The organism is Pseudarthrobacter sp. W1I19, assembly GCF_030817835.1.
Classification (GTDB): domain Bacteria; phylum Actinomycetota; class Actinomycetes; order Actinomycetales; family Micrococcaceae; genus Arthrobacter.
Map to the genome: position 1 here is coordinate 2,837,509 of NZ_JAUSZR010000001.1, position 16,746 is coordinate 2,854,254.

Consider the following 16,746-nt stretch of genomic DNA (forward strand, 5'->3'; position numbering starts at 1 on the left):
CTGCCTTGCCTTCGTTGCTACTTGTGGCCGTCTTCGTCGAGTTCCTCGGCATCGGTGAGGTCGAGGTCCTCCTCGTCGAAGTCGTCTTCGTCGATGTCCACATCGCCGGACGCATCGGTCTTGTAGGGATCAGGGTCCCCGGCATGCCGGGCCTGCGCCGCGAGGGCGGCCACCTCGGCGTCACGCTTCTTGGCCTCGCGGAGCAACTCCTCGAGGTTGGAGGCGATGACGGGGATCTCGTCGGAGATGAATTCAAGGGTGGGCGTCAACCGTATGGTGAGGTTGCGCCCCACTTCCTGGCGCAGCACACCCTTGGCCTTCTCCAGGCCCTTGGCAGCGTCAGCCTGGACAGCCTGGTCGCCAAGAACGGTGTAGTACACAGTGGCATGCTGCAAATCATTGGTCACCCGGGCATCAGTAACAGTAATGCCCTCCAGCCGGGGATCCTTAACCTTCCGGCCCAGGGCCTCAGCAACAACAACCTTAATCCGCTGCGCCAACTTGGCAGCACGTGCCGGATCAGCCATGAACAACTCCTATAAGAAGAAAAAATTTGGGACGTACGACGGCGGCAGTGGGCCGACGTCGAGCGTTTCAGTTATGTGCCACGTGCCAGGGTCTAGTTGCCACGCACTTCAGGCGAGCCAGCGACGGACCTGCGTTGGATCTTTTCCGGCGGCCTGGGAGTGGCATCGGGCCTGTCGGAGCCGGGCGGATTGCGATCGAAGATCGTAAGCCGTCCGGCGAAGGGGCGGGGCCGCCGGAAAAATCCAACGGCCCCGCACCTTCGCACTGCTGAGTCGCCTGCAGGCAGAGCCAGCTTAGACGCGCGGCTTCTCACGCATCTCGAAGGTCTCGATGATGTCGCCTTCGGTGATGTCGTTGTAGGACCCAAGACCGATACCACACTCGAAGTCCGTGCGGACCTCGGTGGCGTCGTCCTTGAAGCGCTTGAGCGTCTCAACGGTGAGGTTGTCACCGATGATCTTGCCGTCGCGGCTGATGCGGGCCTTGGTGTTGCGGCGGATGATGCCCGAGCGGACGATCGAGCCGGCGATGTTTCCGAACTTGGAGGAACGGAAGACTTCGCGGACCTCGGCGGTGCCCAGCTGGAATTCTTCGTATTCCGGCTTGAGCATGCCCTTGAGCGCCATCTCGATGTCATCGATTGCGGAGTAGATGACGGAGTAGAAGCGCATGTCCACGCCTTCGCGGTCTGCCAGTTCGGCAACCCGCTCGGCGGGCTTGACGTTGAAGCCGATGATGACGGCGCTGTCCACTGTTGCCAGGTTGACGTCGTTCTGCGTGATGGCACCAACACCGCGGTGGATGACGCGCAGCTGCACGCCTTCGCCAACGTCGATCTTGAGCAGGGCGTCTTCGAGGGCTTCCACGGCACCGGACACGTCACCCTTGAGGATGAGGTTGAGGGTGTCGATCTTGCCTTCGGCCACGGCCTGGTCGAAGTCTTCGAGGCTGATGCGCTTGCGGCGCTTGGCCAGGGCTGCGTTGCGGTCGGCGGCTTCACGCTTCTCGGCGATCTGGCGGGCGGTGCGCTCGTCAGCGGTCACGAAGAAGGTGTCACCTGCACGCGGGACGTTGGACAGACCCAGCACCTGGACGGGGCGGGACGGGCCGGCCTCGGTCAGGGCGCTGCCGTCGTCGTCGAACATCGCACGGACGCGGCCGTGGGCCGTGCCTGCCACGATGGTGTCGCCGACGCGCAGGGTGCCGGACTGCACCAGGACGGTGGCCACGGAACCGCGGCCCTTGTCCAGGTTGGCTTCGATGGCGATACCGCGGGCGTCCTTGTTCGGGTTGGCGCGCATGTCCAGGGCAGCGTCCGCGGTGAGCAGGACTGCCTCGAGCAGCTCGTCGATGTTGAGGTTCTGGCGGGCAGAGACCTCCACGAACATGGTGTCGCCACCGTATTCTTCGGGAACCAGGCCGTACTCGGTCAGCTGGCCGCGGACCTTGTCCGGGTTGGCGCCTTCCTTGTCGATCTTGTTCACGGCCACCACGATGGGCACGTTGGCCGCCTGGGCGTGGTTGAGGGCTTCAACGGTCTGGGGCATAACGCCGTCGTCCGCTGCGACCACCAGGATGGCGATGTCGGTGACCTTCGCACCACGGGCACGCATGGCGGTGAACGCCTCGTGGCCCGGGGTATCGATGAAGGTGATCTTGCGATCGTCGCCTTCGTGGGTGTGCGTGACCTGGTAGGCACCGATGTGCTGCGTGATGCCGCCGTGCTCGCCCGCCATAACGTCGGACTTGCGGATGGCATCGAGCAGGCGGGTCTTACCGTGGTCAACGTGGCCCATGACGGTGACTACCGGAGGACGTGCCTCGAGGTCTTCATCGCCTTCGGCTTCCAGTTCGGCTTCGAAGTCGATGTCGAAGCCGGAGAGCAGCTCGCGCTCCTCGTCCTCCGGGGACACAACCTGGAGCTTGTAGCCGAGCTCTTCACCCAGCAGCGCGAAGGTTTCCTCGTCCAGCGACTGGGTTGCCGTTGCCATTTCACCGAGGTGGAACAGCACGGTCACCAGCGCGGCGGGGTTTGCCTCGATCTTGTCGGCGAAGTCCGTGATGGACGAGCCGCGCCGCAGGCGGATGACAGTGTTGCCGTCGCCGCGGGGTACGCTCACGCCACCCAGCGACGGTGCGCTCATCTGCTCAAGTTCCTGGCGCTTTGCGCGCTTCGACTTGCGCTGCTTGCCACGTCCGGCGCCGCCCTTGCCGAAGGCACCCTGGGTGCCGCCGCGTCCGCGGCCGCCCTTGCCAAAGCCGCCACCGGCGGGAGCTCCGCCGCCGCCACCGGGACCACCGGTTCCGGGAGCGCCACCCGGGCGTCCGGGACCACGGCCACCGGCACCCGGACGTCCTGCACCGGCCGGAGCCGGGCGTTCAGTACGGTTGGGCATCATGCCCGGAGTGGGACGGTTTCCACCGGCACCACCGGGACGGGGTGCACCCGGGCGCGGGCCGCCGGCGCCAGCCGCGGGACGCGGCCCACCGGCGCCTGCTGCGGGACGGGGACCACCGGGACGGGGTCCACCGGCACCTGCCGCGGGACGCGGACCACCGGGACGGTCGCCGTCGGTACGGCCTCCACCCGGACGGGGCATACCCTGCGAGGTAGCGAACGGGTTGTTACCCGGACGGGGAGCACGCTCTCCGTCGCCGCCGCGGCCGCCGCGGGGCATGCCCTGCGAGGTGGCGAACGGGTTGTTGCCCGGACGGGGACCGCCGGGACGGGGAGCAGAGCTGCCTGCCGAACCGCCCTGTCCGCCGGAGCGGGTGGGGGCAGCGGGAGTTTCGGCCTTGGGAGCCGGCCGGGCACCGGGCTTTGCGCCGGTGGACGGAGCAGTGCTGTTGGAAGCGGCGGGGGCCGCCGGAGCTGCGGGCCGGCTGGCAGCAGGTGCCGCCGGAGCCGACGCAGCAGGCTGGGCCGGTGCTGCCGGTGCTGCCGGAGCGGCGGGGGCGGGTGCCTGTGCCGCGGGAGCCGGAGCCTTGGGGGCTGCCGGGCCGGGAGCCGGAGTTGAAGGACGTGCTTCTGCGGCCGGGGCGGGCGCCTTGGGCGCGGCAGCCGGTGCTGAGGCCTTGGCAGCAGCGTCGGGGAAGGCGTTGCGCAGTTTACGCACAACGGGGGCCTCAATGGTGGAAGAGGCGGAGCGAACAAATTCGCCCAGTTCCTGCAGTTTTGTCACTGCATCTTTGGAAGTAATACCGAGCTCTTTGGCGAGCTCATGTACGCGGACCTTGGCCACATTTCTCCTGTCTCGGTCCGCACCGAGCCAGGCACGAACCGTCTACTTCTTACTGCGGACCCCAGCCGCGAATACAGCGGAAGGGCCCATTGCAGAGCGCAACAAAGTTGTCATCGTTACGCACTCATCGCTGGGAACTCATCGGGTTTCCATCAGATTTCTGACCCGCTTTCAGGTTGGACGGTTGGTGTTGCAGTTGCCGTGGTGCCTGCAACGTTCGTTTCCGACTTGATCCAGTGTTCGACTGCGGCAGTTCCGGTTGCGCCCGCAAGGGCACGTCCGAAAGCCCGCCGTTTGATCGCCAGAGCCAGGCACGATTCGCTGGGGTGCAACCAAGCACCCCGGCCAGCCAGCCGGCGTCGTTCATCCACCAGGACAGCGGCAGAGCCGTTGCCTTCGGCGACGAGCCGGAGCAATTCAGACCGCAGGCCCTTCTTCCGGCATCCGATGCAGGTACGCTCCGGTTGATTCCCGGTGGAAAGCTCTGCCACGGTCATCTTCCTGACATTCATATCTGCTGGCCCGGGAATGCCTGGCTTCCGCTGAGTCAGTGGAAGGGGCATGCTCGGGGCACACGGCTGCCGGCCGTTGGGCGCGGCCTTTTCTATTCTAGCCCCTCCGGGCCGTTCTGCCCGAAACCGTATAGCAGTCCCGGCGTGGCCGCCCCGGTGAGGGCTCGTTCAGTTTTCGCGCGGAGCGGCGGCGTCGGAAACGATATCTATGCGCCAGCCGGTCAGCTTGGCCGCGAGGCGGGCGTTCTGGCCCTCCTTGCCGATGGCCAGGGAAAGCTGGTAATCGGGAACCACCACGCGGGCCGAACGGGTGGCCTCATCAGTGATAGTGACCGAATTCACCCTCGACGGCGACAGGGCGCTGGCGATGAAGGTGGCCGGATTCTCGCTGAAGTCGACGATGTCGATCTTTTCGTCGTTCAGTTCCGTCATCACGGCCCGCACGCGGGAGCCCATTTCACCGATGCAGGCACCCTTGGCGTTGATGCCGGGGATGTTGGCCTTGACGGCGATCTTGGTGCGGTGGCCGGCTTCCCGGGCCAGCGCAACGATCTCCACGGAGCGGTCGGCAATCTCGGGTACTTCCAGTTCAAAGAGCTTCCGGACGAGCCCCGGGTGGGACCGGGACAGTGTGACGGAGGGGCCCTTGGAGCCGCGGTGCACATCGATCACCAGGGCACGCAGGCGGTTGCCGTGGAGGTACTTTTCCCCCGGCACCTGTTCGGGCGGCGGCAGGAGCGCTTCGACAGTGCCAAGGTTGACCTGCACCATGTGCGGGTTGTGGCCCTGCTGAATAGTACCGGCCACAAGTTCGCCTTCACGGCCCTTGAATTCGCCGAGGACGTTGTCGTCCTCAACGTCGCGGAGGCGCTGCAGGATGATCTGCCGCGCAGTGCTGGCGGCGATACGGCCGAAGCCCTCCGGCGTGTGCTCGAACTCGCCGATGGGGGCGCCGTCGTCGTCAATCTCCACCGCCCAGATGGTCACGTGACCGCTCTTGCGGTCAAGCTCCGCGCGGGCCTTCTCGAAGGCGCCGGGCGACTTGTGGTAGGCCACCAGGAGCGCCTGCTCGATGGTGGGGATCAGGAGGTCCAGCGGAATTTCACGCTCACGCTCCAGAAGTCTCAGTGCGCTCATGTCAATATCCATCAGGCCTCCTCAGAAGGTCCATTGTGTTCAGGTTCCAGACCATCCTCGTGGAGGTGGCTGAATTCGATCTCGACTTTTCCGTTGCGGATCCTGTCGAAAGGAAGCTTGATGGGATCGCCCTGCCTGGGTTTCATTCCCTTTTTGACGGCGATCTCGGGGACGATGGTCACGCCGGAGGCGTCCACCGCCTGGATGCGGCCCGTGATGTTGTCGCCCTGGAGGACGTTGACTTTCACCATGCGCCCCTTGGCGCGGTGCCAGTGGCGCGGCTCCGTCAGGGGCCGGCCGACGCCCGGCGAAGAGACCTCAAGATCGTAGGGACGGCCGTCGTCACCGGGATCATTGTCCAAAACATCGGAGAGCACCTTGGAGATGTCGGCGATGACATCAAGGCTGACTCCGCCGGTCTCTTCCTGCGGCAGATCCACCACTACGTGGACCACGCGGTGGGATCCGGGGATGACGGCCACGTCCTCCAAGTACAGGCGGTTGGCCTGGACCGAGGGTTCAAGGAGCGCCCTGAGCCGTGCAGCTTCCGGATTGTGCGCGGCCTCAGCCTTACCCGTTCCGGTATGGTCTGATGAAGCTGTGGCTTCTGCATTGCTCACGATGCCGGCCGCCTCCCTATAGATGATGTTGTGTGTACTAGCGTAGCTATTTTACCGGTTCATTGGAGCACGGGGATTCCCCCGCGACGTGGCACCATGGTCTGTTGTGAAAGACGACAACCAGGAAAACCGCCCGCGGATGCGCTATTTCCGGTATGCCGTTTTTTCGCTCGCAGCCCTTCTGGTGGTCACCCTGGGCTTCGCTTTTTTCCCCGCTGAACCGCCCGCTCCTGCGGAACCGCCTTTCTCGGAGCAGGCCCGCGCAGCCGCCCTGTACGAGGCGCTGGAGCTGCGGTCCGCAGCGTTGGAGCTGGCCGCTGCGGACCCCGGAAGTACCGCCGGTGCTCCGGCGGAGGAGTCGATGACCCAGGTTGTGACGTTGCTGACCATCCAGGCCCGGGCACTGCTGCTGCCCGGAAGCCAAGCTTCCGCGGAGGCATTCGGGCCAACTTCTGCGCCGGCGTCAACGGCCGGGGTCCCGCCAGCCGCCGCTCCCCCCTCCCCCAGTCCTCGTGCCGCCGCGAGTGTTGCGGAGTTTGCCGCCCGCCTCGCCGCCAGTGGCCTGCAACGCCTCAACGATGCGGAAACGGCCGACGGCGGTATGGCACGCTTGCTCGCTGGCGCCGGCACAGCGCAACTCCTCACCGCAGAACGGCTCGGCGCGGCAGCCTCGCTCGAGACAGAAGCGCGAGAGACAGAACGTCAAGGCGCCACGGCCCCTGCGTGCCCGGCCATGTCCTCCGCTCCTGACTCCGCCTCCACCTCCCCTCCCGCTGGAATGGCCAGTTTGGGAGCCGCCCTCGCCGCCGCCGCCGGTGCCGAACTGGAGACGGCGTACGGCTACCAGGCAGCACTCACGCGCCTTCCCCCTGAAGCCGTCCGTCCGGCGTCGGAATTCCTGGCGCAGCACCAGGACCTCGCCGGCCAGGCCGAAGAATATGGGCGAACGCATTGCGGGACACTGCCCCCGCAGCCGCCGGGATATGTCCTGGACCAGGGGTTCCTCGATTCTCCGGCGGCCGGACTTGCCGGCCTGGAAGCGGACACGTTGCCGCTGTACGGCGACGTTGTGGCGCTGGCTGAGGGAGCCACGCGCGCTTGGGCACTAGCGGGCCTCCAGGACGCCGCGCGGAGGGCGCACTACTGGGGTGCCGGCGCAGGCCCTGTGCCGGGCCTGGTGCTGGATGAAGGGCAGCTTCCGCCGCTGCCGCAGTGATCCAGGGGTTCTCCTCCGCTGCAGGCCGTGCTGGCAGGCAGGCGCGCCGGATGGTTTGCTGTAGGGATGGACACAGCGGGTGCATCCTCCTTCCATGACAATGAACCGCACCGCAATGACCTGGCACAGCGCCTCAATTGGCTGCGCGCCGGTGTGCTGGGCGCCAATGACGGGATCGTATCCGTGGCAGCGATCGTGGTGGGTGTTGCCGGAGCAACCGCTGCCTCCGGCCCGATCCTGGCCGCAGGCGCGGCCGGCCTTGTGGGCGGCGCTGTATCCATGGCGCTGGGCGAGTACGTCTCGGTGAGCAGCCAAAGCGACAGCCAAAAGGCCCTCATCGAGAAGGAACGCCGCGAGCTGGCCGAAGAACCGGAAGTGGAGCTCGCGGAACTCACGGCGATCTACCAGGCAAAGGGCCTGAGTGAGGAAACGGCAGGACGGGTGGCCGCGGAATTGACCGCGCACGACGCCCTGGCCGCGCACCTGTCCGCGGAGCTCAACATTGACGAGGCGGATATCGTCAGCCCCTGGCATGCCGCTTTTGCTTCGGCGGTGTCCTTTGTGATCGGGGCAGCGCTGCCCCTGGCCGCCATCCTGCTTCCGCCGCCGGAGGTCCGGGTTCCGGTCACGTTCCTCGCCGTGCTCCTGGCATTGGCACTGACGGGTGCACTCGGCGCTCGGATCGGCGGCGGCTCCAGGTTCCGCGCCGCCGTGCGGGTGGTGGCAGGCGGAGCGCTCGCCCTCGCCGCCACCTTCACCATAGGGAACCTACTGGGGGCCACGGGCGTGGTCTGAAGGGGATCTGCGGTACGTGCCGCACCAGTGGACTTAGGCTGGAACTGATGAGCCAGCCAGCGGTAGTACCCATCCCTCCGGACCTCACTGCCCGCTACACCCGCAGCAGTGCCGGACGCGCCTGGCTCGCGTCCCTGCCGGACCTCATCCAGGGCCGCCTGGACAACTGGCAGCTGACCCCGGACCTGCGTCCCGGCGCCCTGCCCTGGAACGGCCACGGCGGCATCGTGATCCCGGTGCGCCAGCAGGACGGCTCCCCGGCGGCCCTCAAAATCGCCTTTCCGCATGACGAAGCACGGGTTGAGCGGCACGCCCTGGCCCTCTGGCAGGGCCAGGGCGCGGTAGCGCTGCTTGCCTCCCACGCCGGCACCTGCGCCATGCTCCTGGAACGGCTCGACGGCGAACGCTCGCTCGCCACCGTGCCCATGGAGGAAGCGGTGGTGGTATGGGCCGGCCTGGTGCGGCAGCTGAGCGTCACGCCCGACGACCGGCCGGAGTGGTTTGAGTTCGAGCACATCGCCGCCCGCGCGGAGCAGTGGAGCGATGACCTGCCCGCGGACTGGGAACAGCTGGGACGCCCTTTCCCCCGATGGCTCCTCGAGGCCGCCCTGGAGGTGTGCCAGACCCGGGGTGCGGTGGGACGGCGGTCGGCCCGCGACGTTCTCGTCCATACCGACCTGCATTACCTCAACGTCCTGGCCCGCCCGGCCGGCCCTGGCCGGCATGCGCTTCCGACGGCGGCCGGTTACGCCGCCATCGATCCCCAGCCGATGATCGGGGATCCCGAGTTCGCCGTGGCACCGCTGTTATGGAACCGCCTGTCGGATTTGCCGTTGGACAACCCTGCCGCCGGCCTGCGACGGCGCTGCGCCGGGTTCAGTTCCGCGGCGGGCCTGGACCCCGAGGTGGCCAGGCAGTGGGGAATTGCCCGGGAGGTGGCGAATGCCCTGGGGTATGCAGGCAAACCGGATCATCGCGGGGACCTGGCCCGCTCCCTCTGGGTAGCCAGCACCCTCGCCGGCAGGACCCTGGACGGGCTGCCTCCGGCCCACCGCCTGCCGGAGCCCGGCGAAGCGGTGGGCGCCCGCTGAAGGGGTACCGGCAGTTGTTTAATCGTGCCGGTGATCAGGTACTGCGGACTGCGGCAAGGGCGGATCCGACCGCAGCAACGGCAGTGGCCACCTCTTCTTCCGCCGTCTGCCAGTTGCTCACGGAAACACGCAGGATGTCCCGGTCCTGCCAGCGGGAGCCGGACATCCACACCTTTCCGTCCTCGATAATGCGCGCCGTCACCGCACGGGTGGTGGCATCGTCCCCAAACGCCACGCTCACCTGGGTGTACTCGACGTCGTTGAGCACCTCCACGCCGTCCAGGGCTCCCAGCCCCGCCGCGATCTCCGATGCGGCGGCCGCCAGCCCCTGCACCTGGGCTGCCACGCCGTCACGGCCCAGGCTCTTCAGTGCCGCCCACACCGGCACGCCTCGGGCGCGGCGGGACAACTCGGGGACTTTCTCGAACGGATCTCCGGGCCCTTCGGCGTCGTGGATCAGGTAGCTCGTGTGCAGGCCCATCGCGGACCGGAGGGCTGACGCGTCCCGGACGACGGCGATGCCGCAGTCGTACGGCACGTTCAGGGTCTTGTGCGCGTCAGTCCCCCACGAATCGGCGTCCTCGCAGCCGCGGGTCAGGTGGCGAAGCTCCGGCGCTGCCGCAGCCCAGAGGCCGAAAGCGCCGTCGACGTGGACCCAGGCGCCATGCTGCCTGGCAATGCGGATGGCTTCCGGGAAGGGGTCAAAAGCGCCGGAATGGAGGTTCCCTGCCTGCAGGCACACGAGGGCCGGCCCGGTCCCTTCAGACAGTGCAGCTTCCAGTGCCGCCGGAATCAAACGTCCCTGGGGGTCTGCGTCCACCACTACCGGCCTGCCGAGCCCCAGGTACCGGAGGCCGAGGTCCACGGTGTCGTGCCGCTCCCTGCCAACGAAACACCGGATCCGGGGTGCACCGCTGAGCCCGTCGCGGTCCAGGTCCCAGCCGGCGTCGGCGAGGAGCCGCCACCGCCCCGCTGCCATCCCAGTGAAGTTGGCCATCGTGGCACCGGTGACGAAGCCGACGTCGGAAGCTTCTGGCAGCCCCAGCAATTCCAGCAGCCAGGTGCCGGCGCATTCCTCGATGGCCGCCATGGCCGGGGTGGCGTAGCGGAGGCCGGCGTTCTGGTCCCAGGCGCTGACCAGCCAGTCTGCAGCAAGCGCAGAGGGCAAGGTTCCGCCGATGACCCAACCGAAGAAGCGGCCGGACGGCATGGCCATCAGCCCGGGCTCGGCTGTCCGGGCAAGGAGGTCTACGACGTCCGCTGCGGGCATGCCCGAGGCTGGCAATGCCCCGCCGAACGCCCCGGTGAGGTCGTGGGCCGGCAGGAGGGGGCCGACGTGACGGTCTGGAAGGCTTCGAAGCCAGGCCGCGGCATGGCCCGCCGCTGCGGATAAAGCACTGGAGTACTCATCGTCACCGTGGGGCATACCTGCATGCTACGCCCGGCTCCCGATAGCCACGAGAGCCTTGTCCTACCCTTGTCCGGCGAAGTTTTCCTGCCAGACGTCGTAGCCGAGCTTGATGATGAGCGCAGCCACCACCACCAGGAAGACCACGCGGACAAACTTGCTGCCCTGCGCCACCGCCGTCCGTGCACCGAGGTATCCGCCGGCCATATTGGCAGCGCCCAGGAGCAGGCCCAAGGCCCACAGGATGGAGCCGTGCGGCAGGAAGAAGAGCAGCGCCCCCGCGTTGGTTGCCATGTTCACGATCTTGGCCTTGGCACTGGCTTCCAGGAACGCGTACCCCATCGCCGAGACCAGGGCGATGACCAGGAAGGATCCGGTACCCGGACCAATCAGGCCGTCGTAGAAGCCGATCACGGCGCCGATCAGGCACGCCACCACGTAGTGTTTGTGGCCGTCGTGCCGCAGCGCCGTGATGTGGCCGGCGTCCGGTTTTAACGCCGTGAAGAGCGCCACCGCCACGAGCGCGGCAACGATGATGGGTTTGAACACGCTGGACGGCAAGTTGGCAGCCAGCACTGCGCCACCGAAGCTTCCCGCCAGGGCAATAACGGCCATCGGCAAGGCCGTCCGGAGGTCCGGCCCCACCCGCCGATAGTACGTAACGGCGCTGGTGGCGGTACCAAAGATTGACCCCATCTTGTTTGTTGCCAGCGCCTGGACCGGCGTAATGCCCGGCACCAGCAGCAGGGCCGGGAGCTGGATCAGCCCGCCCCCGCCCACCACGGCATCCACCCAGCCGGCAGCGAATCCGGCCACCACGATCAGGACCAGCGTTGTCAGCTCGATGGATTCAAACCCGGGGAGCACGTCCGGGATCAGGAGGCGCGGACGGCGTTGACCACATAGTCAACTGCCTTGTCCACGGCAATGTTCTCCGCTTCGCCGCTGCGGCGGTCCTTGATCTCCACCACGCCGTCCACCAGGCCCCTGCCGACGGCGAGGATGGTGGGGACGCCCACAAGCTCTGCGTCGCCGAATTTGACGCCCGGCGAGACCTTGGGCCGGTCGTCGAGCAGGACATCGAGGCCTGCGGCTTCCAGGTCCGCTGCCAGCCGCTCTGCGGTGGCGAAGATGTCCTCGCCCTTGCCCACGGCCACGACATGGACGTCCGCGGGGGCAACCGCACGTGGCCAGACCAGGCCCTTGGTGTCATGGTTGGATTCGGCCAACGCCGCCACGGCGCGGGTGACGCCCACGCCGTAGGAACCCATAGTCACGGTGACCTGCTTGCCGTTCTGGTCCAGGACCTTCAGTTCCAGGGCTTCGGCGTACTTCCGGCCCAGCTGGAAGATGTGGCCCATTTCGATGCCGCGGGCCGTTTCCAGCGGTCCGGACCCGTCCGGGGCGGGATCGCCTTCGCGGACGTCGGTGCATTCGATGACGCCGTCCCAAGTGAAGTCCCGGCCGGCCACGAGCCCGAACACGTGCTTGCCGGCTTCATTGGCGCCGGTAATCCAGGCGGTCCCGCTGACGACACGGGGATCCACCAGGTACAGCAGCTTCGTGGCGCTTTCGGCGCCCAGCAGCGGTTCGTCCAGCGTCAGGCCGGGCCCAAGGTAGCCCTTGACGATCAGCGGCTGCTTCTTGAGGTCATCGTCATTCGCGGCCTCCAGTCCGATCTCACCGGCGATGGGCAGGAAGGATCCGATGTTCGCTTCGACGCGCTTCAGGTCCACCCCGCGGTCGCCGGGCAGGCCGATCACCACGAGCTGGCGTTCCCCGGTGGGCAGGGTGACGGCGAGGACGACATTCTTGAGCGTGTCCGCACCGGTCCAGGCGCCGCCGTCTGCCTCCGAGCGGGGGGCTATCTGGTTGGCGGCGGCCACCAGAGTTTCGATGGTGGGAGTGTCAGGGGTGTCCAGCACCTCGGCAGCGGGGGCGCCGGTGTAGTCGATGTCCGCCGGCACCACGGTGGTCACGGCCTCAACGTTGGCAGCGTAGCCGCCGGCGGACCGGACGAAGGTGTCCTCGCCGATATCCGTGGGGTGCAGGAACTCTTCGCTCTTGGACCCGCCCATGGCACCGGCAGTGGCCGTGACCGGGATGACTTCCAGGCCGAGGCGCTCGAAGATCCGCAGGTAGGCGCCGCGGTGGGCGGCGTAGCTGGCGTCCAGGCCGGCGTCGTCCACATCGAAGGAGTAGGAGTCCTTCATGATGAATTCGCGGCCGCGCAGCAGGCCTGCCCGGGGGCGCGCCTCATCGCGGTACTTGTTCTGGATCTGGTACAGGCTCAGCGGGAGGTCCTTGTACGAGGAGTAGAGGTCCTTGACCAGCAGCGTGAACATTTCCTCGTGCGTTGGGGCCAGCAGGTAGTCCGCGCCTTTGCGGTCCTGGAGGCGGAACAGTCCTTCACCGTATTCAGTCCAGCGGTTGGTGGCCTCATAGGGTTCACGCGGAAGGAGCGCAGGGAAGTGGACTTCCTGGGCGCCGATGTTCGCCATTTCCTCACGGATGATGGCCTCGACTTTGCGCAGGACGCTGAGCCCCAGCGGGAGCCAGGTGTAGATCCCGGGAGCGGCACGGCGGATGTAGCCCGCACGGACCAGGAGCCGGTGGCTGGCCACCTCGGCGTCGACGGGATCTTCACGCAGCGTGCGCAGGAAAAGCTGGGACAGTCTTGTAACCACGGGTGGATATCCGTTTCTGGGGAAGTGCTGGATCAGCAGGGGCCGGACAAATTCGTCTGGGTACTAATCTACCGGCACCGGGCACCTGGCCCCGACTCCCCCGGCAGATCCTGCGCCATGGCCGAAGACCCGGCCACGGCGGAGGCAGTAGAGCCACGCCCGGGAATACAAAGCCCCTGGCCCCCCTCGAGGCTGGTCATTGCATCCGGGCGTGGCTCAACGCCGTTATCGCCTAAGTACTGGTGAGGACTGGTGAGACCGCCCACGCCACTCCAGCGCAGCTAGTTCGAACCTAAGTGATGGCTCACACATTTATCAAGTGCTTTTCCATTCAAAGCGTTGATTACCTGCAGGTCCGGGCTTAGGTTTAATTCATCAGGTGATGAATTATTGGTCTTCGGGCCCGGCACCTGCAGTTCAGCGGAGGCGGGACATGTCACGTTCGGCAGCGGAAATTACAGGAAGAACGCACGACGGCGGTGCGGTGGCGGCCAGCGGCCTGACGGTTGTGCGGGGACGGGTTCCCGTCCTGCGCGAGCTGGACTTCGCCATTCCAACCGGACAAATCACCGGCCTGCTGGGTCCCTCGGGAAGCGGAAAAACCACGCTGATGCGGGCCGTCGTAGGGGTGCAGCGCATTACCTCAGGCTCGGTGCGGGTCCTGGGGCAGCCGGCCGGCAGCAGTGGCCTGCGGCACCAGGTGGGATACGTGACCCAGTCCCCCAGCGTCTACCCTGACCTCACCGTGGAGGGCAACGTACGCTACTTCGGCGCCATGCACCACAAAGGGGCGGCAGAGGCAGCGGAGGCGATTGCCGCCGTCGGACTTGAACCCCAGGCGCGGCAGAAAACCGATGACCTGTCCGGCGGCCAGCTCAGCCGGGTATCCCTCGCCTGCGCACTGGTGGCCCGTCCGCGCCTCCTGGTGCTGGACGAACCGACCGTGGGACTGGACCCAGTGCTCCGCGCGGACCTCTGGGGCCGGTTCCGCACCATGGCCGCCCAAGGGACTACCTTGCTTGTATCAAGCCATGTCATGGAGGAAGCCAGCCACTGCAAGTCCCTGCTCCTCCTGCGGGAAGGCCTGCTCCTCGCCCAGCTGACGCCGGCGGAACTGAGCCGGCGCGGACACAGCGCTGACCTTGAAAGGGCGTTCCTGCACATCATCCAGGAAGCAGGCGAAGAACGCGGTCCCGCTGCCCAGGACCGGACAGCACAAGACCCAAGAGCACAGGACCGGACAGCACCGGATGGGAGCGTGCGGTAATGGACTTCCTGATGATGCTGGCAACAACCCGCCGGGTGCTGGAGCAGTTGCGGCATGACCGCCGCAGCATCGCCTTGATACTGGTGGTCCCGGCATTGCTGCTGACCGCGGTTTACTTCCTCTTCGAGAATGAGGCCCTGCCGCCCGGGGCGCCGCGCACGTTCGACCGCGTGGGGCTGATGATGCTCGCCATTTTCCCGTTTGTGGTGATGTTCCTGGTCACCTCCATCACGATGCTGCGTGAGCGGACCTCGGGAACGCTGGAGCGGCTGCTCACCACCCCTGTCCATAAGGGGGACCTGCTCTTCGGCTATGGCCTGGCGTTTTCCATCATGGCCGCGCTGCAGTCATTGGTGGCTACTGCCGTGGCGTACTGGGTATTCGATCTCGATATCGAGGGCCCGCCCGGCTTCGTGGTCCTGATCGCCGTGATCAACGCCGTCCTGGGGGTGGCCCTTGGCCTGCTGTGTTCGGCGTTTGCCCGGACCGAGTTCCAGGCCGTCCAGTTCATGCCGGTGGTCGTGGTACCGCAAATCCTCCTCTGCGGCCTGTTCGTGGCGCGGGACCGCATGAACGATACCCTCGAGGCGATCTCGAATGTTCTTCCCCTCACGTTCTCCGTGGACGCCCTGCAGGAAATTGCCGCCAATCCCGAGGCCACCGAACAGATGTGGCAGGACGCAGCCATCATGGGAGCCATCGTGCTGGGAGTGCTGGTGCTGGCCTCCCTGACGCTGCGGAGGCGGACTGCGTGACCCTGCCGGAGGGCAACGCCTTTTCTGGGGGGAACGTCCAGCCGGAGGGTAGTTCGGTGCGGCAAGGCAGTTCCGGTGATCCCCCGGCGGCAAGGCGGGGACGGCGCGGCGGATCCACGGCGTCCAGGGAACGGATCCTGGACAGCGCCCGTCGGTTGTTCGCAGAACACGGTTTCGAGGGCACCAGCCTGCGGCAGGTGGCCCGCGCGGCGGGTGTGGATCCTGCCATGGTGCACCATTTCTTCACCGGTAAGGATGAGCTCTTCGCCCTGAGTGTGGAACTCCCTGCCGATCCGGAAGAGGTACTGGCCGGAGTTTCGTCCGCCCGCCCGGAGCAGCGCGGAGAGTTGATCGTCCGCGCCGTCCTTCGCCTCTGGGAAAGCCCGGCCCAGCCAAGCCTGGTGGCCTTCCTGCGGGGCACCCTTGGCTCAAAGGCCCGGACGGCGCTCCTCCGGGAGATGGTGACGCGGGCTGTCCTTGGCCGGATCGTTGCAGGGGTGCCGGGACCGCCCCAGGAAGTTGCCTTGCGCGCAGACCTGGTGGCCACGCAGATGGTGGGACTCATGATGGCCCGCTACGTGGTGCGGCTGGAACCCCTCGCATCGGCCGCACCGGAGGACCTCGTCAGGCTCGTCGCCCCTAATGTGCAGCGGTACCTGACGGGCGAACTTACTTAGGCCGGACCTATTCGACGAGTGCGGCAGCGGTATCAAGCAGAGCGCCGGCACGCCACGCAGCATCGGCCTCACTTTCACCGCCTGATGCGACGGCGGTGAGCAGCACTCCGCGCTCAACAGCCAGGGCGGTGATCATGGACTGCACGCGGCCATCGGGAAGCTGGGTGTCCGTTCTGTAGGCGACGGTATTGGACATTCCTCCCACCCCATCCATGGGCGTGATGGAAACCGCGACGTCCACCCCTGACGATGTCATGGTCATGTTGGCGCACTGCCCCAGCTGAAGCGGTTGATCCGCAACCCTTGCGAGTGCGGCCTCGTCCAGGCCTGAGGTAAGAGACACCGCCGTAGCCGCGCCGGTGGCCGGATCCGTGCTTTGACCCAGCGCCATCGCAGCATCGCCCACCTGGGGCACAGTGCTGGACACGGCCAACTCCTTGCATTCGGCCGGGGAAACCTCGATGGCGGCGATCAAAGCCCGGGTCTGGTCCAGGATGTCGGTAAGGTCGCCGCCCGCCAGGACTGAGAGCTTCCTGCCTTCGGAGTCCTCAAGCTGCTGGAGGATTCCGGCGAGCTCCGTGGACGTGTAGGCCTTGGCTTCCGGAGTAGGCGTGGGTGCAGGCGTCGTGGCAGGTGGCGTGCTGCCGGTCTTCAGGCTTTCCGGTGCCGGCGGTGCACTGGACGGCGGTGCACTGGCTTGGGGTTCGGCAGGGCCGGCGCAGGATGAGATTGCCGTGCCGAGAATGATGGCAGCCCCAAGCGCGCGCAGCACGGATGTCTTCATGTGTTCCCCCAATGACTTATCTGCAAG

15 protein-coding genes are annotated in these 16,746 nt (G+C 66.8%); 6 read left to right on the forward strand and 9 right to left on the reverse strand.

Annotated elements, in window-relative coordinates; all coding sequences use genetic code 11:
• Positions 1 to 17: 17 nt before the first annotated feature.
• The 5 genes from rbfA to rimP all read right to left on the reverse strand — a co-directional run bounded on the left by rbfA (position 18) and on the right by rimP (position 6,039).
• Positions 18 to 527 carry a 30S ribosome-binding factor RbfA gene (rbfA, locus tag QF038_RS13330; protein WP_307610566.1) on the reverse strand — a complete coding sequence of 170 codons (510 nt, stop codon included), beginning with the start codon at positions 525 to 527 and terminating at the stop codon, positions 18 to 20.
• Positions 528 to 821: 294 nt separating this feature from the next.
• Entirely contained in the window at positions 822 to 3,770 is a 2,949-nt protein-coding gene (gene infB / locus QF038_RS13335) for a translation initiation factor IF-2 (RefSeq protein WP_307610567.1), read from the reverse strand.
• Between the two features lie 152 nt (positions 3,771 to 3,922).
• Positions 3,923 to 4,333 (reverse strand): YlxR family protein, encoded by a 411-nt coding sequence (locus tag QF038_RS13340; RefSeq protein WP_307610568.1) that lies wholly within the window; start codon positions 4,331 to 4,333, stop codon positions 3,923 to 3,925.
• Positions 4,334 to 4,450: 117 nt separating this feature from the next.
• Positions 4,451 to 5,431, reverse strand: coding sequence for a transcription termination factor NusA (nusA, locus tag QF038_RS13345; protein WP_050055699.1), 981 nt, complete (start codon positions 5,429 to 5,431; stop codon positions 4,451 to 4,453).
• On the reverse strand, positions 5,431 to 6,039 hold the full coding sequence (gene rimP, locus QF038_RS13350; protein ID WP_307610569.1) for a ribosome maturation factor RimP: 609 nt from the start codon (positions 6,037 to 6,039) through the stop codon (positions 5,431 to 5,433). The genes nusA and rimP overlap by 1 nt, the downstream gene beginning before the upstream one ends.
• A 106-nt stretch (positions 6,040 to 6,145) precedes the next feature.
• Here rimP and QF038_RS13355 point away from each other — a divergent pair, with 106 nt between their 5' ends.
• The 3 genes from QF038_RS13355 (at position 6,146) to QF038_RS13365 (ending at position 9,141) form a co-directional block, all read left to right on the forward strand.
• Positions 6,146 to 7,255: a DUF4439 domain-containing protein gene (locus QF038_RS13355; RefSeq protein ID WP_307610570.1), complete on the forward strand. Its 1,110-nt coding sequence runs from the start codon at positions 6,146 to 6,148 to the stop codon at positions 7,253 to 7,255.
• A gap of 66 nt (positions 7,256 to 7,321) precedes the next feature.
• Complete coding sequence (locus QF038_RS13360) at positions 7,322 to 8,050, forward strand: VIT1/CCC1 transporter family protein (protein WP_307610571.1); 729 nt, start codon at positions 7,322 to 7,324, stop codon at positions 8,048 to 8,050.
• 47 nt (positions 8,051 to 8,097) lie between these two features.
• Positions 8,098 to 9,141 (forward strand): aminoglycoside phosphotransferase family protein, encoded by a 1,044-nt coding sequence (locus tag QF038_RS13365; protein WP_307610572.1) that lies wholly within the window; start codon positions 8,098 to 8,100, stop codon positions 9,139 to 9,141.
• A gap of 34 nt (positions 9,142 to 9,175) precedes the next feature.
• Here the strand turns inward: QF038_RS13365 and QF038_RS13370 are convergent, their stop codons facing one another.
• From QF038_RS13370 to QF038_RS13380, 3 genes are read right to left on the reverse strand one after another with little or no spacing between them, the layout of a single operon-like run.
• The gene (locus tag QF038_RS13370; protein WP_307610573.1) at positions 9,176 to 10,567 is read right to left on the reverse strand and encodes an aminotransferase class V-fold PLP-dependent enzyme; all 1,392 of its coding nucleotides are present in this window, start codon (positions 10,565 to 10,567) and stop codon (positions 9,176 to 9,178) included.
• A 45-nt stretch (positions 10,568 to 10,612) separates the two neighbouring features.
• Complete coding sequence (locus QF038_RS13375; protein ID WP_307610574.1) at positions 10,613 to 11,416, reverse strand: TSUP family transporter; 804 nt, start codon at positions 11,414 to 11,416, stop codon at positions 10,613 to 10,615.
• An 8-nt stretch (positions 11,417 to 11,424) separates the two neighbouring features.
• Positions 11,425 to 13,236, reverse strand: coding sequence for a proline--tRNA ligase (locus QF038_RS13380; protein WP_307610575.1), 1,812 nt, complete (start codon positions 13,234 to 13,236; stop codon positions 11,425 to 11,427).
• A gap of 433 nt (positions 13,237 to 13,669) precedes the next feature.
• On the opposite strand from QF038_RS13380, the gene QF038_RS13385 reads away from it, so the two are divergent.
• The 3 genes from QF038_RS13385 to QF038_RS13395 are packed head-to-tail and all read left to right on the forward strand — an operon-like array spanning position 13,670 to position 15,935.
• Positions 13,670 to 14,503 carry an ABC transporter ATP-binding protein gene (locus QF038_RS13385; RefSeq protein ID WP_307610576.1) on the forward strand — a complete coding sequence of 278 codons (834 nt, stop codon included), beginning with the start codon at positions 13,670 to 13,672 and terminating at the stop codon, positions 14,501 to 14,503.
• Between the two features lie 11 nt (positions 14,504 to 14,514).
• Complete coding sequence (locus QF038_RS13390) at positions 14,515 to 15,258, forward strand: ABC transporter permease (protein ID WP_373461644.1); 744 nt, start codon at positions 14,515 to 14,517, stop codon at positions 15,256 to 15,258.
• A 56-nt stretch (positions 15,259 to 15,314) separates the two neighbouring features.
• The gene (locus QF038_RS13395; protein ID WP_307613477.1) at positions 15,315 to 15,935 is read left to right on the forward strand and encodes a TetR family transcriptional regulator; all 621 of its coding nucleotides are present in this window, start codon (positions 15,315 to 15,317) and stop codon (positions 15,933 to 15,935) included.
• Between the two features lie 7 nt (positions 15,936 to 15,942).
• Here the strand turns inward: QF038_RS13395 and QF038_RS13400 are convergent, their stop codons facing one another.
• On the reverse strand, positions 15,943 to 16,719 hold the full coding sequence (locus QF038_RS13400; protein ID WP_307610578.1) for a hypothetical protein: 777 nt from the start codon (positions 16,717 to 16,719) through the stop codon (positions 15,943 to 15,945).
• Positions 16,720 to 16,746 lie beyond the last annotated feature (27 nt).

Excerpts from the sequence above, each read along its gene's own strand:
- QF038_RS13385 (WP_307610576.1), top strand. The coding sequence starts at position 13,670 with ATGTCACGTTCGGCAGCGGAAATTACAGGAAGAACGCACGACGGCGGT.
- QF038_RS13340 (WP_307610568.1), bottom strand. The coding sequence starts at position 4,333 with ATGCCCCTTCCACTGACTCAGCGGAAGCCAGGCATTCCCGGGCCAGCA.
- QF038_RS13390 (WP_373461644.1), top strand. The coding sequence starts at position 14,515 with ATGATGCTGGCAACAACCCGCCGGGTGCTGGAGCAGTTGCGGCATGAC.
- QF038_RS13370 (WP_307610573.1), bottom strand. The coding sequence starts at position 10,567 with ATGCCCCACGGTGACGATGAGTACTCCAGTGCTTTATCCGCAGCGGCG.
- QF038_RS13365 (WP_307610572.1), top strand. The coding sequence starts at position 8,098 with ATGAGCCAGCCAGCGGTAGTACCCATCCCTCCGGACCTCACTGCCCGC.
- rbfA (WP_307610566.1), bottom strand. The coding sequence starts at position 527 with ATGGCTGATCCGGCACGTGCTGCCAAGTTGGCGCAGCGGATTAAGGTT.
- QF038_RS13360 (WP_307610571.1), top strand. The coding sequence starts at position 7,322 with ATGGACACAGCGGGTGCATCCTCCTTCCATGACAATGAACCGCACCGC.
- nusA (WP_050055699.1), bottom strand. The coding sequence starts at position 5,431 with ATGGATATTGACATGAGCGCACTGAGACTTCTGGAGCGTGAGCGTGAA.
- QF038_RS13400 (WP_307610578.1), bottom strand. The coding sequence starts at position 16,719 with ATGAAGACATCCGTGCTGCGCGCGCTTGGGGCTGCCATCATTCTCGGC.